The sequence below is a fragment of the Vibrio sp. Y42_MX_L11 genome (assembly GCF_024181785.1).
GTDB lineage: Bacteria > Pseudomonadota > Gammaproteobacteria > Enterobacterales > Vibrionaceae > Vibrio > Vibrio diabolicus.
In genome coordinates this window covers 1-19,408 of the sequence record NZ_JAMZAP010000018.1, presented here as the reverse complement: position 1 = coordinate 19,408, position 19,408 = coordinate 1, and the positions used below count along the sequence as shown (strand labels likewise).

Genomic DNA, 19,408 nt, shown 5'->3' with positions numbered 1-19,408 from the left:
ACCATAGCCTTTTTTATTTTGATTCTTTAGGGCGAAAAATGGTGAAAAATTCACAGCCAACTCCCCACAAAAAAATAGCTATCATTGGCGAATGTATGATTGAGCTGAGTGGTAAACCATTTGAAACTCAATCCCAACATTTTGGCGGTGATACCCTCAACACCGCTACGTACCTTTCTCGACTTAGTCACGATTTAACACCTTTTTACGTTACTGCATTAGGTAGCGATAGCTACAGTCAGCAAATGCAAACCATGTGGCAACAGGAAGGGATTGATACTTCTTTGGTGCTGACAACCGAAGATAAGTTACCGGGGCTTTACGCAATTCAAATTGATGACTTTGGTGAGCGTAGTTTTCATTACTGGCGAAATGATTCAGCAGCGCGTTATTTGTGCGAACACCGTGGCTTTTTTGCTGTGGTTGAACAGCTTAAATCCATGGATCTTATTTATTTGTCGGGTATCTCTTTAGCGATTTTATCCGATGAAGGTAAAGCCATATTGCTTGAGGCACTGCGCAAGGTTAAGCAGTGCGGAGTGACTATTGCTGTGGATTCCAACTATCGCCCACGCTTATGGGAAAGTGCCTCTATTGCTAAGCAATGGTTAGATCAGCTCTACCAACTGAGTGATATTGCCTTAGTGACAGGGGATGATGAAGACTTGTTGCTCGAACAAAGTAATACGCCACCAGTGCAAATTGCTGAGCGCCTTCACAAGCTGGGTATTGCGCAAGTTGTGGTGAAACTAGGTGCTGACGGTGCCATGTGGTCGAATCATACAGGGCATGGCGTTGTCGCTGGAAACTGTGTTGAGCAAGTGGTCGACACGACGGCGGCGGGCGATTCATTTAACGGGGCTTATTTAGCGGCATGGTGTCGCGGTATGGAGATGGCGGAGTCGTGCTATTGGGGAAATCAGTTAGCTGCTCAAGTGATTCAATTTAAAGGCGCCATTATTCCTTCTAAAGAAATCAATCATATAACTACAGCGATGAGTGAAGAAAATGAAAACTAATACATGGATAGATGCGCTACGTGATTTACGTGTGATGCCTGTTATTCAAATTGAAAATGCGAATGATGCAGTGCCGTTAGCAAAAGTGCTGGTGGAAAATGGCCTTCCTGCCGCTGAAATTACGTTTCGAACTCAAGCCGCTGCCCAAGCGATTGCCAATATTCGTGCGGCATACCCAGAAATCACCTTGTGTGCGGGTACTGTACTGACACCAGAACAGGCTGATGCAGCAATTGCCGCTGGTGCAGATTTTGTCGTAAGCCCGGGCTTTAATCCGACCACAGTTAAATACTGCTTAGATAACGACATTAAAATCATCCCTGGGGTTAATAACCCTAGCCAAGTTGAGCAAGCGCTTGAAATGGGCGTTCAAGCGATGAAGTTTTTCCCTGCCGAAGCCTCAGGTGGGATCAGCATGCTGAAATCACTCACTGGCCCTTATGGCAATATTCAATTAATGCCAACGGGTGGGGTAAAGCCAACTAACTTGATGGATTATCTTGCCATTTCACAAGTGTTTGCCTGTGGCGGTACATGGATTGCACCAACAGCGGCAATTGCAACGAATGACTGGCAAAGCATTGCGGCTAATGTGCGTGAAACTTGTAAGTTGCTAGACCAAAGCCCTAACCAGAGCCAAAGCTAATAGGAGTGATGACAATGGAAAAACATGTAGCTGTGCTATTGGCCGATGGCTTTGAAGAGGGTGAAGCGGTGGTATTTATCGATATCATGCGCCGCCTCGATATCAAAGTGGATGTGTTGTCGTGCATGGAAACCACGGCGCTGCAAACCTACTTTGAAACACGGATCAGTGCTGATGATACCTTAGCGAATAAATGTCACCACACTTATGATGCGGTGATGATGCCGGGTGGGCCAAAGGGAACAGATAACCTTTCCGCTAACCCTATGGTGATTGAGTTTTTACAACGCCACATTGCCGCTGATAAATATATTTGCGCGCTATGTTCATCGGGCGCAAAAGTGCTTGCAGCACACAACTTGTTACAGGGACGTAACTACACCACAGGTGGTGGTCTTGAGAAGAAATTTGCAGACGGTCATTTTGTGGATCAGAAAGTGGTGATTGACGGTAAATTTATTAGCGGTAAAGGGCTTGGCGTTAGCTTTGAGTTTGCTTTTACCGTGGCAAAAGCACTACTTACGGATGACCCTCAAAAAGTCGATTGGCAAGCAAGTCATATTTATTTTGAGCATTGGTAAATTTGTACGTATTGCTCTTTGCTGTATCGACAAGCCAATGAAAGGTCATAACCTGATGCCGGCGATAGCGCGAGTGAACCGCGTGTTTAAGGATAAGCCCGGAGGTTTAGTTGTTGACTAAACGCACTGAAGACCTATACCAATAGCCAAGGTAAGGGAAAGCCAACCGTTGATACCGCTGAAGCTTTCGCAGTCTTTATGGAAAAAATCGACGTAATTCGCGGTATGTTTGCCACGCCTGTTGATGGTGACATCTTCAACTATCGTCCGGATTTTGAAACCAAACCGCTGCAACTGCTTCCGGGAGCCGTGAACCATATCTCAGGTCTCTCACACCGCAACAGCAAAGGCGAAGAAGTTCGTGATGGCAAACGCCGTTTCCTTGATGTTATGGCTGCGTTGATAAAAGCCGTCTCATTGTGTAATACCTTGGATGAGGTTGATGGTTATAAGAGTGAAATCGCCTTTTACGGAGCGATCAAGACAGCCTTCTTAAAACACTCAACAGTTGATAAAAAGCGCAGTGATGGATTTCGTAATTCTGCTTTGCGCCAGATCCTGAATAACGCGGTGGTTGCCGATGGAGTGGATGATATCTTTAAAACGGTTGGTTTAGATAAACCGAATATTGGCTTGCTCTCTCCTGAGTTTTTGGAAGATGTTACCAATATGAAAGAGAAGAATTTAGCTGTTGAGCTGCTAGAAAAACTGCTGCGCGACGAAGTGAAAGCAAGAATGAAAAACGATGTGGTGCAGGAAAAGAAATATTCCGACCGTATTATGTCGACTTTGCAGAAATATCATAATCGCAACCTTGTACGCCGTTTATTGCGTCGCTGGAAGTACCCACCTGATGCCGCAGAAGAGGCAATTAAGCTGGTTCTGGATCAAGCTGAAGTAATGGGTGACGGGTGGTATGCGGCATGATTAAATAAAAGGCGAGGCCTGAGAGCCTTGCTTTGTCATATCTAGGCATAACTTCCATGATGTATAAATGAAAACCCTTTCAAAAAGAAATCGGTGATCATATTTCTCTCTTAATCAGCAACGATGCGAGATAATAGGTTGCCGCACTTTTATCTCAAACTGACCATCTCATTTATCGTAGTAATAATTAAATTTATTTCAGATAGATATTATCTTCGTGCATACCTCAACGGTTTCATTTTTAGGAGCTTTTTATGCGCGAAAATAACTACTATTTTGATGGTCCTGTTACAGCAGATAAGGTGCTCGACGCGGCCGCTGAAATCCTTGCCACACGGGCTCTCCGAGGCGAACAATATTGCAATCCCGAAGCAACAAAAACCTATTTATCTTGCAAGTTAAAACACCATGAAAGAGAGGTGTTTGCGGTGATGTTTCTAGATAATCAGCATCGCCTTATTGCCTTTGAAGAGCTGTTCTTTGGCACAATTGATTCAGCAAGTGTTTATCCCCGAGAAGTCCTCAAAGCGGCTTTAAAAGTCAATGCCGCCGCGCTCATCTTTGCTCACAATCACCCTTCTGGCGATGCCACTCCTTCCCAAGCCGATAAACAAATTACGCAAAGGCTTAAAGAGGCTTTGGCGCAGGTGGACATTCGAGTTCTTGATCATATCGTGGTTGGTGATAGCGCCATCTCTTTTGCAGAAAGGGGGCTACTATGATCCAGAAAACATCGGGTGAACTGGAACTGTTGGATGGCTTTCATCGAGCATTGCTTTTGGTAGTCCAACGTTATTCGATTCCTCCACAAGCTCAACGTATGGTCCTGAACTGTCGACAAAAACGCTATTACCAGACGGGGCAGGGGCTTCATCCCATTGAAATTCAATTTCGTCGAACATCGGCCAGTGAAGATTAGCAGGTCGTCTGTTTAGCGAGTTTTTCTTATTCGGAAAATAAACCGAGTGAGATGGAGCCTGAACTCTACTTTCATCTCTTCAATCTTTGGTGTTATCAACCAGATAGCGGTGCAGCAAGTCTCGCACACCCGCAAGTGAAAGCGCTGTTAGATACTTGGCTGAACGCGCTCTCTCGACACCTTACTCAGTCCCTCTTTGATGACATTCAGTTATCGATGATTCAAACCTTCGATGAACACCACTCATGATCACATTTTAACTTCGGCCACTTTTAGGAGATCTAGCCATGTCTATACTGAATTTTACGCCGTCAGTGCTGCCTGTTTCTAATAAGCTTCTGACGTTATTAAACCAACATTGTCATGCCTCGATGGAATCAACACAGTCCACCAGCTATGCCCTCTCTATCCATTTTCGAGACAAAAGCTATAGCGCGGAAGAAGGGGGATACCATCCGGTTGAGATTGGCCTCAACATTGTGAATGGTAAAACGATTGATATTCTCTACATTACCGATTTTGCGTATATGGGGAACTATTATCCGGAGCTAGAGCGATGCATTGATTTTGACTTTGGCAATCAAGTCGCTTTTACCGTCGCCACGGGATGGCAAAGCATTCGCTCTCCAGGTATCGATGAGCTGTATCAAATGTGGGAGCAAAACTTTCTTCAGTACGTCGAATGGGAGTGTTACGACGACATTCAGATTTCTCATTAACTTTTTATCAATCTAGCCAGACTTCCAGTTGTTGCTTTGCTTCTTGCTTATGTTCTTGTTTTACATGCGCCCCTACCGAAGTCAAAGCCGCCATCAACACACCAATGTCATCACTATAGCCAACCCCTACCAATACATCGGGTATGGCATCAATAGGTAAGACAAAGTAACCCAGCGCACTCAGTATTGCGGTTTTCGCCCAACGTGGCGTATCGCTGTCTTTCGCACAGTAGTAAAGGATCAAGGCCGTTTCAATTACCTCACGACCAGCTTTCTTGGCGTAGCGTTTGAGCGTATCCCAAAAGGATTGCTCACTGTAATGTTCTTGGTGTTGAGTGTCTTGCATGAGAGGCCCCTCTGTTGAGGTTTCAGGATACTGGCTAGCTCGCTCATTTTTAAGACAAACCTTATCCGGTACGACATAAGTTAACGCACCAGTTCGTACTATGCATGGGAATTGACCACTTAATAAGAAGGATAACCTAATGGGATTTTGGGACAACGTTGGAAAGCTTGCTAAAGCAGGCGCACAAGCGGGAGCGAAGATGGCTTCTGATACGTACGGTGATATGAAAGAAGCGCAAGCGGATGCTGCTCGTAAGAGTGATGATCAGTTAGCGCGCACTATTGCCAATCGTTCAGGCGGTACATGGGCCATTGGGGCTGCTCGCCAGGAGCTTAAAAGTCGTGGCTATAGTGACGATGCCATTCAAAGCTTGGTGAACCGTCACCGTTAATGATGGTAAGTGGACACGGCGCTTTGCCGTGTCCGCTGCTTTCTTTATTTCCTTGCAAAACTGCTGCGACATAAGTCAACGCAGCGCCTCGTAAACTCTCTTTAATCAATTCGTTAGCTCATTGTCTTTACTCGTCTCTTGTATGGGTGAGGGCTCGTGCGCTTAAAAATAAAGCCATCTATGAACGATACTAAGCTTAATCGCTCTCAGCATTACATCCAGCTGGTTCTTGAGATTTATAAGCGCATTCCGAACAGTCGCAAAATCACAGCCAAAGAGATCCAGCAGCAACTGAGTGAAGTGGGCATTGTGCGTTCAGAGCGAACCATTCAGCGCAATCTTACCGATATCGCTCAGTTCTTTGATGATGTCGACGTGGATATGCGCGACAAGCCTTTTGGCTATAGTCGTCGCTCGCGCCATTTGCTCTCACACGGTCCACAAGAGGCGGTTTTATTGAGCTTGGCGGAAAATTATCTGCGTTATCTTCTCCCTGTGAACTTGATAAAAACTCTCGGCACGGTTTTCAATGACGCCAAGCAACACCTATTTCCCACCACCAGCAATGTGAAAGAGCGTCAATGGCTAAAGAAAGTGCGCTTTGTTAGTGAGGGCGTACCGTTGCTTCCTCCCCACATCGACAATGAGATTTTTGAGAAGGTCAGTTACGCTCTCTTCCACAATCGTTATTTGTCCCTTTGTTATACCAATGCCAATCTAGAGCAGAAAAGCAAAGAGGTGATGCCATTGGGGTTAGCGCAACAAGGACGCCGTCTTTATCTCGTGTGCCGTTTTCGCGGTCACACTAACGAACGTTCTTTGGCATTGCATCGTATCCATAAAGCAAGCATCTCTACGTTTGATTTTGCTTATCCAACTGATTTTGACTTGGAACGGTATGATTTAGATGGGCGTTTTTACTTTGGTGAAGGGGAGGAAATACGACTGTCGTTTTGTATTGGCAGAGAAAGCGGTTATCACTTACTCGAAACGCCGCTGTCGATGGATCAGCACGTGGAATTAATCGATGGTGGATATCAAGTGACGGCAACGGTGATTGACTCACTTCAGCTCGATCGATGGTTACGCGGGTTTGGTGATGAGGTCTGGAGCATTACAAAAGAGGAATGCACCACAAAAATTGCTTAAGCCACTGCCTCTTGTTCTAGCATTGGCAAACCCAATCGCTCATCTCGTTCTGCCACTCTTTCTAATATCCAGTCTTGCACTTCACTTTCTACCCAAGCCACGCTGCGAAAACCCAGTGATACCGATTTAGGGAACTTACCCTCTGCCATGAGCTTGTACATATACGCACGGCTCAAACCTGTATTATCCAGCACTTCTTTTAGTCGAATTAGTCTCATTTTTCTATCCTCATGATTTGTTCGTCATAAGGAGGTAGCTAGTTGTAATTTTTCCGGACGCTAACTAAGGAGCGCTTATGTCCGAACAGCACGATCTTTTCACTACGCTTGAAAGTGAGATACGCCAGGCATCCCTCAATGAGCGTACTCGCACCAAGTTACTCGATAACCTCAAACAAATGAGAGCCACCGAGCTCAACATCCTCATTACAGGAGCCACCGGAGCAGGAAAAAGCTCAACGATTAACGCTCTCTTTGACATGAGTGTTGCAGAGGTGGGCATCAGTTGTGAGCCGCACACGCAGGGTGTTACGCAATATCGTCTGAACAACCTCATTCTTTGGGATAGTCCTGGTCTGGGGGATGGCATCGAAGAAGACAAGCGCCATGCCCGCTTATTGAAAAATACGCTGAGAGCGAGAGATGAGCAGAACCGTTTCGTGATTGACCTGGTACTTGTGATTCTTGATGGTGGCTCACGCGATTTAGGCACACCTATCACCTTGATTAATGATGTGCTTATTCCAGCATTAGGCGAAGACGCACAGCACCGTTTAATTATCGCCATTAATCAAGCCGATAATGCGTTAAAAGGAAATCAATCCTGGGACTACGAAAGCAATACACCGACACCCGTGTCTAAAACTTATCTTGAAACCATGGTGCACTCGGTTCATCGACGCGTATTACGCGCAACAGGGGTTTATCTAAAGCCCGTCTACTACGTTGCGGGGCACTGTGATGGATTGGCCAAGCAACGGCCCTATAACCTTTCCAAGTTGCTGTATTTGATTGTTGAACGTTTACCAAAAAATAAACGGCTCTTACTGGCAAATCGCACGCTTTCCCCTCGACATGAGAATTGGAAAGACAACGATGCCAGTGATTACAACAAAAAAACCAGTCTTAGTTTGTGGGAGGCAATCTTCGACACGACGACTCAAGGTGCGCAATACGGCGAAGAAATAGGAAGTGTGTTTGGCACGACAGGCAAGCACCTGGGCAAAATTATAGGCGGTGCGCTAGGGGCATGCTTAGGCGGTTTACGCTATCTCTTTGGCTGGTAGATAAGCGCCGTTACGGTTACATCTCTCAAAGCCAACCTCTCTTCGACATAAGTTGTCGCAACTACCTTTTAATATCAACTCGTTGAATAACCGTTCAAAGGATACTTCTCATGAAACCAGTTGTGCTTACAACGGCACTGTCAGTGCTATTGGCCTTTAATGCGTCTGCTGAAGGCTACAAAGTGGAATATAAAGACATCAATACTCAATGGGGTATGAAAACGAAAATCTTTGTGACTGCTCTTTTTGACTTCTCTACCATCTTCGGTATTGAAGTAAACCGAGGCAATTGTGAGGTCGCTTGGCCAGAGATGCCCAAGGTGACTATAAACAAGAATAAATACAGCCAATCCGATGACTTACTCAATAATCTGAGTAATCCCGATTACAAAAAGCCATCTAGCGATAGCAAAGCGAATGGTGTTATATGGCACCGTTATCCTGAAGTGGACTTGAAGTACGGTGATTCAACCGGATACGTCACCACAACGCGCTGTCGAGTCTTAGAGATAACGGTCTTCTCCAGTGAAGGTGAGTTTCGCTATACGACGGATTAGATGACAGAAAGGCCGCAGGGGCCTTTCTTTTTTTGTCTTGTTAATGACGACTACTATCGAAGTTTCTTCCTCTGTTTCCAAAAAGCTTGCTTTCTAGTTTTGCAAAATAGCTGACACGGTAAAAGGCCTGATTGTATTGATTGTAAAAGGTCTCTGCATTGCCTCGCTTGTTGATTTCATACGTGCCGTTGTTAGGGAAGTAAATCGCACGGCTTGCTTGTTCGACCGAAAGACCAATTGCACTTGCCCAGGCCTTCGCTATCATCCCCGAAATGTACTCGCCCGTAATATCATCGTATGGTCCCATTCCTTGAAAAACATCACCATTAAGCAACACAGCAACGTGATAGTGAGGATACTCTGAAGTGACGATCTCTCTGCACCAGATAAATCGTGGCTTAGAGTGGCGGTTGTGCTTCTTACGTTTTATATAAGCACACATGATTGCTTTGAAGGACTCTTGGAACTTAGTAATCTGTTTGCCAGTTATCTCGTTAACCGGATAACCATCTGGGTAATGTAAATCAAATCGCATTAGCCGGGTTCGAGAGTATTGGCTTAGTGCATAATCGAAAGTTCGTTTTATTGAGGCTAAGTAGTTATCGTCAAGAGGGCCGTTATTCGAGTTGCAGCTTAGTAGCATACCGCCGATGTAACGTTTGTCTGTACAGTTGTTGTTCATTTCTATCATTCCTATTGGTTAGTGTTCTCAATAGGTAGATAGGTTGTTGTAATTAATTAGATAAGATTCATATAAATACTATTATTACCGACGGTTTTTCACTCACCCCTTCCAGCCATGTGCCTTTGTTCAGCAAGTATTCCTGTGGCTTCAAAACTTGCAAAAGTTACTCTGATAAAAAGTTAGGCCCCCCGTTTGAGAAGGAGTCTCTGATTTTTCTCATTGATACCAATCGCAAATTGCTTTCCATCAACAACATCAAGGGCTTTGATTGTACGTGCTAGGTCCAATGCACGATAAGCAAGAAATTCGATTAACTTATTGACTTTCTCTTTCTCAAGCTTAAGTGTTGCCCAGGCAAAATGTTCACGTATAACACGCTCATACCACTCAATGTCTATACAAACCTTTCCTTCGACATTGATGAACTTAATGATTTCACTTTCAATAAAGTAATCTATGTGTTCTGCAAACTCTTTATTGCATTTTACGTCAGCAACTTTTTGAAATAATAAAGGTATTGTGAGGTTGTAAACGGGATTCAGCGCACCAGACGATTTTAAATGGGCGATAAAGCTGTAGTAGCTTTTTTGATCGTACATGGATAAGTTCAGAAAAATTATTGACTTTCTTTTCTTTAGAACAGAGTGGCTGAGACCTTTGATATATCCCCTGATATAACCAAGTCTTCTAAGCTTGCTGAGCATTGCTTGAGCTTTACGTTCAGTGCATCCCATAAATCTGCATAAATCTCTAAGGCTTATACTATCAACAATCCCAGATTCCGTAGCCTCACTTAAAAGATGGGTAAGCATTAAGCGATTTGACAGCGTCAACTCTTTAGCATGCTGATTACTATACCAAAGATGATTCATCCACCTCCTCATATAGATGGGGCGTTGTTCAAACTGACTACTCAACTCATCAAAATCAATGCCTGTAAGTTGATAGCGTGTGACTGGTCTTCCTCGTTTTCTAGGTGCTTCTTTCTCAGGTATCAAGAGAATAACTTTTGCCTCTATCAATAAGCGTAGACAGCGCCTTATAAGGCGTTCTGAGGCTTGGTATTTTTGGGCCATATATAGAACAGGTTTTCTGTAAAAATTGTCCGATTCGGCATCCAAATACATAAGCAGCAGTAGCATTCTAGCTTCAGCGTTTAGTTTGTCATTCTCTTGGAAAGTCCAGTTTACAATCATAAAATCACATTTATATTTATTTATAGGGCGTTTTGGTATGTATATTACTTGGTTTTTCTTTCTATGTCCTTGGACTACGTCCAAAGACATAGTTATAGTGTGAAGGATGCCAACTATATTGAAAACGCTGGAAGCTAGAGTGATATGAGTGAGAAAAAAATACGTCCATTAGAAGGTTTTAGCTTCAACAATGAATCTCATGTGAAATGGTTAAATACGTATCTAGCAAAAGCCAAAACTAATCCAATTGTCGAAAAGCATTACTTTGGGTTGTTTCAGTTATCAGCATCACCTAAAAAACGGCTTCAAAATTTTTTTATAGATTGTAAAAATTCAGCTGATGGTAGAGAGATCTGGTTACTTATGCATGGAGCTTGGGGGAAAAGGTCGAGAAGAGAAAAGCAAAAGCGGAAGGGGAAAAAACAGTATAATTTTGAACTCACGATAGAATTTGGTCAAAATCTTCAAGCTTTAGCCACAAAGAGGGGACAGACTCAGCAGAAGGTTCTTGAAGAGCTTGTAAATGGTTCATTAACATCAATGCTCGAAGTTCGAAAGTTACAAGAAACTGATAGAATTCTATCACTAGAAGCTACAGCCAATACCACGTTAGAAAAGGAGTTAGGCTCTGCTCGAAAAAAAATTTTAGAGTTGGAGTCAAAAATTGCGACTCTTAAAAAAGAGAACCTTCACAAGCCCTCTGAAAGCGACAATGTTTCTACTAACCATCATGCAGATGAACCGTTACAACTGACTCTAGAAAGAAAAGGTCGTTCAATTATTCACATGCAGCCAAAGGACAGTGACCAAGACTAAGCATCTTTACACTATAAATACCACTAGTAGAGCTGGTGGCTAGGCGCTTGGTGTGAGTATTAACATGAAGGAGATCGGGTTATTGAGTGATCAGCTTGGGTGAAAATACACACTTTGTGTGCTTAATGTAAGGAAATTGTCTGCTTACTGCATGTGAGCATATAACGCGCTGTCAGCGCTGACTATTCACATGAACATGTTGCTTATTTTTGCGAACTAGCATCTAACAGTTAATAAAATCACTGTCTTTAAATACAGCGATGGTTTACACTTTTTGCGTTATATCAACCGGATTATGTAAACTATTTGGACGAAATTGGAATAAAAAATGAAAGCATATCACACATACAGTGCTGTAGACGTTGCATGGAGCTTGCTCAAGCATGCGAAAGAGCAAGGTAAATGCTTCTCCAATTTGCAGCTACAAAAACTTACCTATGTTTGTCATGGTTTATCATTGGCACACTTCCAGCGTCCTCTCGTCGTAGATGATGTATTTGCTTGGAAGTTTGGTCCAGTGGTGCCATCTGTTTACTTTCGCTTTAAATCTTACGGTAGTAGTGTGATCACTGAACAATGTGATGTAGCACTAGACCAAGAAAGTGAGTCTATTGTTAAAGATGTAGTCTCTAAGCTGGGCCATTTGACGGGGCCTCAACTTGTAGACTTAACTCACCGCGAAGGAAGTCCATGGCATCAGGTATGGGATGGTACACACCAAAAAGTGATTCCGGACCATTTGATTCAAGCCCATTACACTCAAATCAAACAATCCGGACGAACAGCTAGCCTGTGAGTAACAAAGAAAATAGTGTCGTCAGTTTTTACATTGACGACACCCCCACAGCTGAACAAGCTTCAAAAACCTTCCAAGACGACTACGAACTGGACTTTCAAGATTTTATAGAAAGAACGGTAAATGAAAGTGCTGCTGAAGACTTCTCGTACTCAAATAATGGAGTAAAGAAAGCTGGAAGACGGCTTCGCAAGAGAGAGGGCGACCTCAAGTCAGCTACTGCTACAATCCAACAGTTTCGAGCCGCACACGAAAAGCCATTAAACACTATCGCATATCTTGTTGGTCGCTGTTGCCGTGAGCTCGGTATAGATGTTAAACCAGTTACACGGTTAAAGCGCTTAGAAACAATCGTAGATAAGTTGCAGCGTAAATCTCTTGATGGTGAAACGGCAAATGCTACTTGTGTAACCAATATGAATGATATTGGCGGTTGCAGGGCGATTTTTCCGGATTTAATTTCATTGGAGAAGGTGAAATCTCAACTGCAACTTACAGTTGAGAAGGTAGGCCGAGTTAGAATTAAAGATATTGATGACTATATTACTAGTCCTAAACCTAATGATTGTGGTTACCGAAGCTTGCATGTGATTTATCGCTATGACCATGCTAGTGGTAAAAGTTTTAACATTGAGGCTCAGCTACGTACTCGACTTCAACATCTTTGGGCTACTACAGTGGAAATTGTCGACATCCTAGAAGGTACCAAGATTAAGACTCACTCTCACAGTTCAAATGAAGGCAAGAGCAGTTTACAGGTTCAATGGGAAGAATTGCTTTCGATAATGAGCCAATACATTGCTGATGCTGAAGGGGCTATAGAGCTAAGTGATATCGATAAAGCAGACTTTTCAAAGCGTTTGGTCGTCTTGGACCGCGAAATCAATGCGCTAAATCGCTTGAGTAGTTTTAAAATTTTATCTGAAAAGGTTAATTCTTACTGTGATAGTTCCATTGAGCACGTATTGCTAGTTATTAACGAAACTTCACGAGAATTGATCTTTAGTGAAGAGTTTGAAAATTACAGCCAAGCAATTTCAGTTTATAACGCAGCTGAGAAAGTCACTCGTAGCTACTCACGAGCAACCTCGAGACTCAATACCCTTCTCATATCCACAAAAAATATGGGCCAACTTTCGGAAGCCTACCCTAACTATCTAGGCGATTGTGCCTCATTCATCACTCTGCTTGAAGACGCAATGCTGTCTGGTGAAAGTTAAATACAAACCTTTCTTGTTGTTATTGACCCTTGTATCTAATCCTGCTTGTTAAAACGTGCCCAATCTGTCATCGAATTTGGTATGTGTAAAATATGGCTTCCTGTGATGGCTTGAGGGTTAGACTTTATTGTCCCCGTACCCCAAGCCGTACCCAGGGTGTTTTTTTCTAAAGATAAAAGCCGTTCAGGCCCTTATTTTATGCGCTCTAGAAGCACTCCAGACTCCATATGGTGGGTATAAGGGAATTGGTCAAACAGAGCAAAACGCGTTACGTTGTGTGTTTCGCATAGAATGTCCAAGTTCTCTTTTAGAGTCTCAGGGTTACAAGAGATGTACATGATGCGCTCGTAACCTTGCACCATTTTACAAGTGTCGACATCCATACCAGAGCGTGGTGGATCGACAAAAATCGTATTGCAGTTGTAGCTCTTCAGATCCACGCCTGCATCTTGTAGACGACGGAATTCACGTTTACCTTCGATTGCTTGAGTAAACTCTTCTGCTGATAGACGTAGGATTTGTACGTTATCAATCTTATTGGCGGCGATGTTGTACTGTGCAGATACAACCGATGGTTTTGCTAGCTCAGTTGCCAGGACGCGGTCGAAATTCTGTGCCAAGGCCAGCGAGAAGTTACCGTTACCACAGTAAAGTTCTAGTAGGTCACCAGTGCTTTCTTGGGTACAGTCGACCGCCCATTCCAGCATCTTCTCTGCGACTTTGCCGTTCGGCTGAGTGAAGCTGTTCTCTACTTGTTGGTAGATGTAGCTTTGACCATTTACATCGAGCTTCTCGATCACGTAGTCGCGGTCTAGGACAATCTTCATCTTACGAGCACGACCAATGATGTTTAGGTTGAAGCCTTCATCATTTAAGCGCTGTTTAAGGGCTTTCGCGTTTTCAATCCACTCTTCATCAAGTTGGCGATGGTAAAGGAGTGAAACCAGAATCTCACCACTTAGCGTCGATAGGAAATCCACCTGGAACAGTTTACGACGTAGCGAGTCGTTGTCTTTCATCGCTTCAACCAATAGCGGCATCAGGTCGTTGATCAGACGGCTTGCTGCAGGGAATTGGTCAACTCGGTATTTCTCACGAGTTTCTTGGTTGAACATGATGTAGTAAAGATCTTCGCCTTCATGCCAAACACGGAACTCAGCACGCATGCGGTAGTGCTGCTCTGGTGATTCAAACACTTCCAGTTCTGGCATGTTGTATGGCGCGAACATATCCGTGAGACGTTCGACTTTTTCAGCCAGTTGTTCTTGGTAGCGTTGTGGATTTACATCAAGAGTAGCCATGATCTTACCTTTTATGGTGCATTCAATTTAAGAGCGCAGATTTTATTCAATCTCAATAGGATGTCCAGTTTTGTACTGGAATTGATTTAAAGATAGTGCGTACAGACAGAGTAGAAAGCAAAATCAATCAAAACGTTACAACTTATAAGGGCAATATTGGCTGGACAAATAATCAATAGCTGAATAATATTTGCCTCAAGTTGGTGTTATCTAGCAATCTAGATGGCTGAAATGGGAATCTGGTGTGAATCCAGAGCTGACGCGCAGCGGTAAAAGAGAACGAACGCTCATCAGACACTGCATTAGTTTATGTGGGAAGTCGAGCAAGTAGGCGGTACACCCGTGCTCTTGAGTCCGAATACCTGCCAACAACTGAGCCACAGCACTGGACTGTCATGATGACAGGGCTCGGAAGGAATTACGCGATTTAGGACAATACAATGAGAAAATCCGCACTGGCGATCACTTTGGCATCGCTGCTTTCACCTGTCTCTTATCTACAGGCCCAAGAAACCTCCACTGACGAAACCATCGTTGTTACTGCAAACCGTTTTGAGCAAGCCGAAAGCCGTACGTTGGCAGATGTCGAAGTGGTTACTCGACAAGACATTGATCGCATTCAAGCGAAAACCCTACCAGATGTGTTGCGCCGTCTTACGGGGATTCAAGTTTCACAAAATGGTGGTCGTGGTCAGTTAGCGTCTTTATTTGTTCGTGGTACCAGTTCCGACCAAGTTCTAGTACTGGTTGATGGCGTACGTTTTGCGCGTGCAGCGAAGGGCGCTGTGGACTTTAACCAAATCCCACTTACTTACGTTCAACGGATTGAGTACGTGCGTGGTGCGCGTGCGTCACTTTATGGTTCAGAAGCGATTGGTGGCGTGATCAATATCATCACCATTGCGCGTGCTGACGAAGAAGGAACGAAGTTAAGTGCGGGTTTAGGCAGCTTAGATTACCAGGAATTGAGTGTGGCATCTGGTATTAAAGTCACAGAGAGCGGCCAGCTAAATATCGCGCTTGGTAGTGAAAGTGATGATGGTTATAACGTTCGCCCTGTACCGGGAGTTAATGACGGCGATCGCCATGGCTTTGATACAAAGAATGGTCTGCTAGGTTACGTGCATAACTTCAATGACCAGTGGTCTGCATTTGGTAACCTACGTGCTTACGAAAATGTTTATCAATATGACAGCAGCTACGGCAGTCGCGGTTACTACGAAGCAGAAAAAGACGATCTTTCTGTCACTCTGGGCGGTAAGTATCAGTCTGATAATGTGATGTCAGAACTACAAGTAACGGCACAGAAACAGAAGTCTTGGAACTATGAGCAAGCAAAAGGTAAACACTCAGGTACTGAAGATGAACTTGAGCAGCAAAATGTCCAGTGGACCAACAGTTACTTGCTAAACAACAATACGACGTTTGCTGGTGGTATTGATTGGCGCAACGAATCTTATAAAGACAAGAGTGCGAATAAAACGTTTGATCGTACCAATGGCGCTCTGTTTGGTATGGCAACCACTAGTATTGATAAAGCAATGCTTGAGGGCAGTGCTCGCTTGGATGATAACGAAGAATACGGTAGTGAGTTCACTTACAGCTTAGCGGCTGGTTACCAGTTTGTGCCAGAGTTTGGGGTTAAAGCTTCTTTTGGTACTGCGTTTAAGGCTCCAAACCTATATCAACAGTATGACCCAACGTACGGTGAGAAAGATCTTAAGCCGGAAGAGTCAGATGCTTGGGAGCTAGCATTCAGCGGTGATGTCCAAGGCGTTTTTTGGTCCGTAACGGGTTATGACTATAAAATCACGAATCTTATCGATTACCATCCAACCACATACAAATATTTGAATGTCGATGGTGAAACACATATCCAAGGTGTGGAGCTTGTTGCTGAGTTTGATACAGGGATTGTGCAGCACCAGTTGAGTGCGGATTACAAAGATGCTGAAGACGATAAAGGGCATCAATTGCAGCGCCGCGCTAAAGAAATGTATAAGTGGAACGCTTTAGTGAGCTTCGATAAAGTGGACTGGTCGGTTAGCTATCAGTATGTAGGTAAGCGTCCAGATGTGGATTACAGCACTTGGCCTTCACAAGATATCACGCTTTCTTCTTACTCGTTGGTTGATACGGCTGTGACTTACTATCCGAATGAGTCGACCTCTATTAGCGCTCGTATCGATAATCTATTTGATAAAGAGTATGAGATGGCGAAAGGTTACCCTGCCGCGGAGCGAGCGTACTATCTAAACGTTGGCTACGAATTCTAATCGTGAATGAACACAAACCGCCTTCGGGCGGTTTTTAATATTTTTGTGATGGAAAATCGAATGACGAAACCCAAGCAAGTGGTGGTCAGTTGGTCCAGTGGTAAAGATTCGACATTAACGCTTGAGCGCCTTAACGAGAATCCAAATTATCAAGTTGTCGGTTTGTACACGACTTACGTAGGGAAAGAAGTCCCTTTCCAAGCAACTCCGCTTGAGGTTGTACAAATGCAAGCAGACTTACTTGCGCTTCCGCTCATTACTATCGAACTGCCTGAAGTCTTTCCGAGTAACGACATTTATCAATCGACCATCGTTAATGCATTACAAAGTAGTGGTCTGAATATAGAAGCTGTCGCATTTGGCGATATGTTTTGCAATGGCATTGCCGAGTACCGACGCAGCTATATTGAACCTGCTGGCTGGGAGTGCGTCTTTCCTCTATTAGGGGAGAGCAGCGAAAAACTAGCGATGGAAATCATAGAGCGTGGTATTCAAACGATGTTGATCACCATCGACGGAAGTGTTCTCCCTCCAGAATGGTGTGGTCTCTGGTATGACAAAGTCCTAATAGAGTCATTACCAAGTCAAATTGATCCCTGTGGGGAAAATGGTGAATTTCACACATTGGTCACGTCTTCGCCGTCTTTTCAAGGGCATATCGAGCTGACGAATCGAGATGTAGAATCTGGAGATAGATTCAGCCATCAAAGATACCATGCTAAAGCATTGCCAAAACAAATCTAAGCAGTATGATCGCAACGTTTCTGTTCTTTAGGTAAGGCTCGTGCGAGTAGCAAGTAAGAAAAAAGTCCTAGTTTTTGACTCCGGTGTTGGTGGTCTTTCTGTATTCCAAGAGATACATCGCCTATTGCCGCATCTTGACTACTTATACTTATTCGATAATCAGGCTTACCCTTATGGTGAACTCGATCAGGCGGTACTCATTTCACGAGTTAACCAACTGGTCTCTTCATTAGTCGAAGAACACCAAGTCGACATTGTTGTCATTGCTTGTAATACGGCAAGCACCATAGTGCTTCCTTCCTTACGTGAAAATCTATCGATTCCCGTTGTTGGTGTTGTCCCTGCGATTAAACCCGCATCGCTTTTGGCATCAAAAGGGGTAGGGCTGATCGCCACTCCGGCGACAGTAACACGCCAATATACTCACGAGTTAATACGAGACTTTGCGCAAGGCAAACCAGTTGAGCTGTTGGGATCAACTCGCTTGGTGGATATGGCCGAAGAGAAGTTGCGAGGCAACAGCGTTTCTCTAGACGAACTGACAAAAATCCTGCTTCCGCTTCGCGATAAAGTAGACGTTGCGGTGCTCGGTTGTACTCACTTCCCTTTAATCAAAGAGGAAATTCATCAAGCTTTGGGTGGAGACGTTACTTTAATTGATTCGGGTGCAGCCATTGCACGTCGAGTAAAAGCATTACTATTAAGTGATGAAATTGAGGATACGGAAGAGGGAAGTAAGTCGATTTATGCCAGTGCAACTCCTTGGCAGGAAGATGCACTGAACATTTGTTTAAAGAAGCTAGGTTTTAATCCTGTTCTGGTTTACCACCATCCGGGTGTTTAGGATCGTTCGCAATTCTCACTTTTAGCGTTCTCTCCATATATTCCTTTTCATTCAGTTTAGCGATAGCTGGCTTGGCATCTGCCGCAGCCATCACGACAAAACCAAACCCTCTTCTTTTTCCAGTGCGCTTATCTTTCATTAAGCGTACTGCATAGACCTGTCCATATTCAGCAAACAAATCGCGAACGTGACTCTCATTGGCCTTATAAGGAAGGTTGCCGACATACAGAGTTTTAGTTGATGGATCCGAGTCTGTTGATTGAATAGAAGGTGTCTGGCTAGAAAATGAAAATAAAAAAGCAGTAGCGATAACACCAATGAGAAAACTCAAGGCTGGTGGGATGGTGACTTGAGAGAAGACGATTCCCCCAACGACGGCCAGCCCGGCACATAAAATCAGATTTTTTTTAGACGTCATTTTAATTACTACACATAGTGATAAAGAGATCGATTGTCCATTAACAGAATAGACACATGAATCTTACGTATATGGTTGGTGTTTTTCCAACCAATTGCTGTGATATGTCTCAAATGTGACGAAGAAATATGCAAATATCACGCTTTTGGCTAACTAATGACCTGTTGAAAGTTTTTTTGCAAAAAACGCTTGTACTAATTTCTCAACTCCCTATACTGCGCATCCACCGACACGGAGTGAGACGAAAGTCACACAGCGAGTCGGAAGTGAGAGAAAAAGAAATTTGAAAAAATGCTTGACTCTCTCACGGTGCGGAGTAAGATACGCACCCCTAACGACGAGCAACTAAGTTGCTGGATAAGTTAGAAAAGCTCTTTAAAAATATAAACCTATCAATCTGTGTGGGCACTCGTTGATGATAATCCAATTAGAAATTTCTCTAAATAAAGAGGGGTTTCAAATTAGGTTTCAATGAAACGAAGTGACCATTGAATCTTCGGATTCAGCACAGTCAATTCAAACATTACTTTATGTAATGTTCAGTATTCATTGAGCCGAACAAAATCTTAAATT

21 protein-coding genes, 2 pseudogenes and 1 riboswitch are annotated in these 19,408 nt (G+C 43.7%); of the genes and pseudogenes, 17 read left to right on the top strand and 6 right to left on the bottom strand.

Features of this window, described 5'->3' with window-relative positions:
* Positions 1-38 precede the first annotated feature (38 nt).
* From NL643_RS17005 to NL643_RS16975, 7 genes and pseudogenes are all read left to right on the top strand, one after another.
* Positions 39-1,019: a sugar kinase gene (locus NL643_RS17005; RefSeq protein ID WP_052708170.1), complete on the top strand. Its 981-nt coding sequence runs from the start codon at positions 39-41 to the stop codon at positions 1,017-1,019.
* Complete coding sequence (locus NL643_RS17000) at positions 1,009-1,665, top strand: bifunctional 4-hydroxy-2-oxoglutarate aldolase/2-dehydro-3-deoxy-phosphogluconate aldolase (RefSeq protein WP_069537246.1); 657 nt, start codon at positions 1,009-1,011, stop codon at positions 1,663-1,665. The genes NL643_RS17005 and NL643_RS17000 overlap by 11 nt, the downstream gene beginning before the upstream one ends.
* An 8-nt stretch (positions 1,666-1,673) precedes the next feature.
* Positions 1,674-2,246 carry a DJ-1/PfpI family protein gene (locus tag NL643_RS16995; protein WP_031847719.1) on the top strand — a complete coding sequence of 191 codons (573 nt, stop codon included), beginning with the start codon at positions 1,674-1,676 and terminating at the stop codon, positions 2,244-2,246.
* A 25-nt stretch (positions 2,247-2,271) separates the two neighbouring features.
* Positions 2,272-3,173: pseudogene (locus NL643_RS16990) on the top strand (type I restriction enzyme endonuclease domain-containing protein); the annotation flags it as partial.
* A gap of 254 nt (positions 3,174-3,427) precedes the next feature.
* A complete protein-coding gene (gene radC / locus NL643_RS16985; RefSeq protein WP_253644874.1) occupies positions 3,428-3,895 on the top strand; it encodes a DNA repair protein RadC in 468 nt (155 codons plus the stop codon).
* Positions 3,892-4,341, top strand: a pseudogene (locus tag NL643_RS16980) (DUF2787 family protein). The gene radC and the pseudogene NL643_RS16980 overlap by 4 nt, the downstream one beginning before the upstream one ends.
* A gap of 38 nt (positions 4,342-4,379) precedes the next feature.
* On the top strand, positions 4,380-4,811 hold the full coding sequence (locus NL643_RS16975) for a DUF2787 family protein (RefSeq protein ID WP_017821282.1): 432 nt from the start codon (positions 4,380-4,382) through the stop codon (positions 4,809-4,811).
* A gap of 7 nt (positions 4,812-4,818) precedes the next feature.
* On the opposite strand, the gene NL643_RS16970 is transcribed toward NL643_RS16975, so the two are convergent.
* Positions 4,819-5,157, bottom strand: a complete 339-nt coding sequence (locus NL643_RS16970) for a YkvA family protein (protein ID WP_017821281.1) — start codon at positions 5,155-5,157, stop codon at positions 4,819-4,821.
* A 139-nt stretch (positions 5,158-5,296) separates the two neighbouring features.
* Here NL643_RS16970 and NL643_RS16965 point away from each other — a divergent pair, with 139 nt between their 5' ends.
* Positions 5,297-5,548 (top strand): hypothetical protein, encoded by a 252-nt coding sequence (locus NL643_RS16965; RefSeq protein WP_004724214.1) that lies wholly within the window; start codon positions 5,297-5,299, stop codon positions 5,546-5,548.
* Between the two features lie 180 nt (positions 5,549-5,728).
* Complete coding sequence (locus tag NL643_RS16960; protein ID WP_069537242.1) at positions 5,729-6,697, top strand: YafY family protein; 969 nt, start codon at positions 5,729-5,731, stop codon at positions 6,695-6,697.
* Here NL643_RS16960 and NL643_RS16955 read toward each other — a convergent pair.
* On the bottom strand, positions 6,694-6,915 hold the full coding sequence (locus NL643_RS16955; RefSeq protein WP_005378664.1) for an AlpA family transcriptional regulator: 222 nt from the start codon (positions 6,913-6,915) through the stop codon (positions 6,694-6,696). The genes NL643_RS16960 and NL643_RS16955 overlap by 4 nt on opposite strands.
* A 77-nt stretch (positions 6,916-6,992) precedes the next feature.
* Between NL643_RS16955 and NL643_RS16950 the strand changes: the two genes are divergently transcribed.
* The gene (locus NL643_RS16950; protein WP_069537239.1) at positions 6,993-7,982 is read left to right on the top strand and encodes a GTPase family protein; all 990 of its coding nucleotides are present in this window, start codon (positions 6,993-6,995) and stop codon (positions 7,980-7,982) included.
* Positions 7,983-8,092: 110 nt separating this feature from the next.
* Entirely contained in the window at positions 8,093-8,539 is a 447-nt protein-coding gene (locus tag NL643_RS16945; RefSeq protein ID WP_069537236.1) for a hypothetical protein, read from the top strand.
* 40 nt (positions 8,540-8,579) lie between these two features.
* Here NL643_RS16945 and NL643_RS16940 read toward each other — a convergent pair whose 3' ends face one another.
* Both NL643_RS16940 and NL643_RS16935 read right to left on the bottom strand, forming a co-directional pair.
* Positions 8,580-9,221, bottom strand: a complete 642-nt coding sequence (locus NL643_RS16940) for an inovirus Gp2 family protein (protein ID WP_046874607.1) — start codon at positions 9,219-9,221, stop codon at positions 8,580-8,582.
* A 182-nt stretch (positions 9,222-9,403) separates the two neighbouring features.
* Positions 9,404-10,420 carry a hypothetical protein gene (locus NL643_RS16935; protein ID WP_242521337.1) on the bottom strand — a complete coding sequence of 339 codons (1,017 nt, stop codon included), beginning with the start codon at positions 10,418-10,420 and terminating at the stop codon, positions 9,404-9,406.
* Positions 10,421-10,564: 144 nt separating this feature from the next.
* Between NL643_RS16935 and NL643_RS16930 the strand changes: the two genes are divergently transcribed.
* The 3 genes from NL643_RS16930 to NL643_RS16920 all read left to right on the top strand — a co-directional run bounded on the left by NL643_RS16930 (position 10,565) and on the right by NL643_RS16920 (position 13,252).
* Entirely contained in the window at positions 10,565-11,236 is a 672-nt protein-coding gene (locus NL643_RS16930) for a hypothetical protein (protein WP_064376998.1), read from the top strand.
* A 328-nt stretch (positions 11,237-11,564) separates the two neighbouring features.
* Positions 11,565-12,032, top strand: a complete 468-nt coding sequence (locus tag NL643_RS16925; RefSeq protein ID WP_005378671.1) for a Panacea domain-containing protein — start codon at positions 11,565-11,567, stop codon at positions 12,030-12,032.
* Positions 12,029-13,252: a RelA/SpoT domain-containing protein gene (locus NL643_RS16920; RefSeq protein ID WP_069537229.1), complete on the top strand. Its 1,224-nt coding sequence runs from the start codon at positions 12,029-12,031 to the stop codon at positions 13,250-13,252. The genes NL643_RS16925 and NL643_RS16920 overlap by 4 nt, the downstream gene beginning before the upstream one ends.
* 191 nt (positions 13,253-13,443) lie before the next feature.
* Here NL643_RS16920 and trmA read toward each other — a convergent pair whose 3' ends face one another.
* On the bottom strand, positions 13,444-14,553 hold the full coding sequence (trmA, locus tag NL643_RS16915) for a tRNA (uridine(54)-C5)-methyltransferase TrmA (RefSeq protein WP_253644873.1): 1,110 nt from the start codon (positions 14,551-14,553) through the stop codon (positions 13,444-13,446).
* 184 nt (positions 14,554-14,737) lie between these two features.
* A riboswitch (cobalamin riboswitch) is annotated at positions 14,738-14,938 on the top strand.
* A gap of 55 nt (positions 14,939-14,993) precedes the next feature.
* Between trmA and btuB the strand changes: the two genes are divergently transcribed.
* Genes btuB through murI form a run of 3 tightly spaced genes read left to right on the top strand, consistent with a single transcriptional unit; the run spans position 14,994 to position 18,417 of the window.
* On the top strand, positions 14,994-16,829 hold the full coding sequence (gene btuB / locus NL643_RS16910) for a TonB-dependent vitamin B12 receptor (RefSeq protein WP_253644872.1): 1,836 nt from the start codon (positions 14,994-14,996) through the stop codon (positions 16,827-16,829).
* Between the two features lie 60 nt (positions 16,830-16,889).
* Entirely contained in the window at positions 16,890-17,573 is a 684-nt protein-coding gene (locus tag NL643_RS16905; protein ID WP_253644871.1) for an adenine nucleotide alpha hydrolase, read from the top strand.
* A 40-nt stretch (positions 17,574-17,613) separates the two neighbouring features.
* Positions 17,614-18,417, top strand: coding sequence for a glutamate racemase (gene murI / locus NL643_RS16900; protein WP_046874611.1), 804 nt, complete (start codon positions 17,614-17,616; stop codon positions 18,415-18,417).
* On the opposite strand, the gene NL643_RS16895 is transcribed toward murI, so the two are convergent.
* Positions 18,380-18,835 (bottom strand): RNA-binding protein, encoded by a 456-nt coding sequence (locus NL643_RS16895; protein WP_031780357.1) that lies wholly within the window; start codon positions 18,833-18,835, stop codon positions 18,380-18,382. The two genes, murI and NL643_RS16895, sit on opposite strands and share 38 nt — an antisense overlap.
* Positions 18,836-19,408: the final 573 nt, after the last annotated feature.

Bases quoted from the DNA above. Each gene is read 5' to 3' on its own strand.
- NL643_RS17005 (WP_052708170.1), top strand. From the start codon at position 39: ATGGTGAAAAATTCACAGCCAACTCCCCACAAAAAAATAGCTATCATT.
- NL643_RS17000 (WP_069537246.1), top strand. From the start codon at position 1,009: ATGAAAACTAATACATGGATAGATGCGCTACGTGATTTACGTGTGATG.
- NL643_RS16995 (WP_031847719.1), top strand. From the start codon at position 1,674: ATGACAATGGAAAAACATGTAGCTGTGCTATTGGCCGATGGCTTTGAA.
- radC (WP_253644874.1), top strand. From the start codon at position 3,428: ATGCGCGAAAATAACTACTATTTTGATGGTCCTGTTACAGCAGATAAG.
- NL643_RS16975 (WP_017821282.1), top strand. From the start codon at position 4,380: ATGTCTATACTGAATTTTACGCCGTCAGTGCTGCCTGTTTCTAATAAG.
- NL643_RS16970 (WP_017821281.1), bottom strand. From the start codon at position 5,157: ATGCAAGACACTCAACACCAAGAACATTACAGTGAGCAATCCTTTTGG.
- NL643_RS16965 (WP_004724214.1), top strand. From the start codon at position 5,297: ATGGGATTTTGGGACAACGTTGGAAAGCTTGCTAAAGCAGGCGCACAA.
- NL643_RS16960 (WP_069537242.1), top strand. From the start codon at position 5,729: ATGAACGATACTAAGCTTAATCGCTCTCAGCATTACATCCAGCTGGTT.
- NL643_RS16955 (WP_005378664.1), bottom strand. From the start codon at position 6,915: ATGAGACTAATTCGACTAAAAGAAGTGCTGGATAATACAGGTTTGAGC.
- NL643_RS16950 (WP_069537239.1), top strand. From the start codon at position 6,993: ATGTCCGAACAGCACGATCTTTTCACTACGCTTGAAAGTGAGATACGC.
- NL643_RS16945 (WP_069537236.1), top strand. From the start codon at position 8,093: ATGAAACCAGTTGTGCTTACAACGGCACTGTCAGTGCTATTGGCCTTT.
- NL643_RS16940 (WP_046874607.1), bottom strand. From the start codon at position 9,221: ATGAACAACAACTGTACAGACAAACGTTACATCGGCGGTATGCTACTA.
- NL643_RS16935 (WP_242521337.1), bottom strand. From the start codon at position 10,420: ATGATTGTAAACTGGACTTTCCAAGAGAATGACAAACTAAACGCTGAA.
- NL643_RS16930 (WP_064376998.1), top strand. From the start codon at position 10,565: ATGAGTGAGAAAAAAATACGTCCATTAGAAGGTTTTAGCTTCAACAAT.
- NL643_RS16925 (WP_005378671.1), top strand. From the start codon at position 11,565: ATGAAAGCATATCACACATACAGTGCTGTAGACGTTGCATGGAGCTTG.
- trmA (WP_253644873.1), bottom strand. From the start codon at position 14,553: ATGGCTACTCTTGATGTAAATCCACAACGCTACCAAGAACAACTGGCT.
- btuB (WP_253644872.1), top strand. From the start codon at position 14,994: ATGAGAAAATCCGCACTGGCGATCACTTTGGCATCGCTGCTTTCACCT.
- NL643_RS16905 (WP_253644871.1), top strand. From the start codon at position 16,890: ATGACGAAACCCAAGCAAGTGGTGGTCAGTTGGTCCAGTGGTAAAGAT.
- NL643_RS16895 (WP_031780357.1), bottom strand. From the start codon at position 18,835: ATGACGTCTAAAAAAAATCTGATTTTATGTGCCGGGCTGGCCGTCGTT.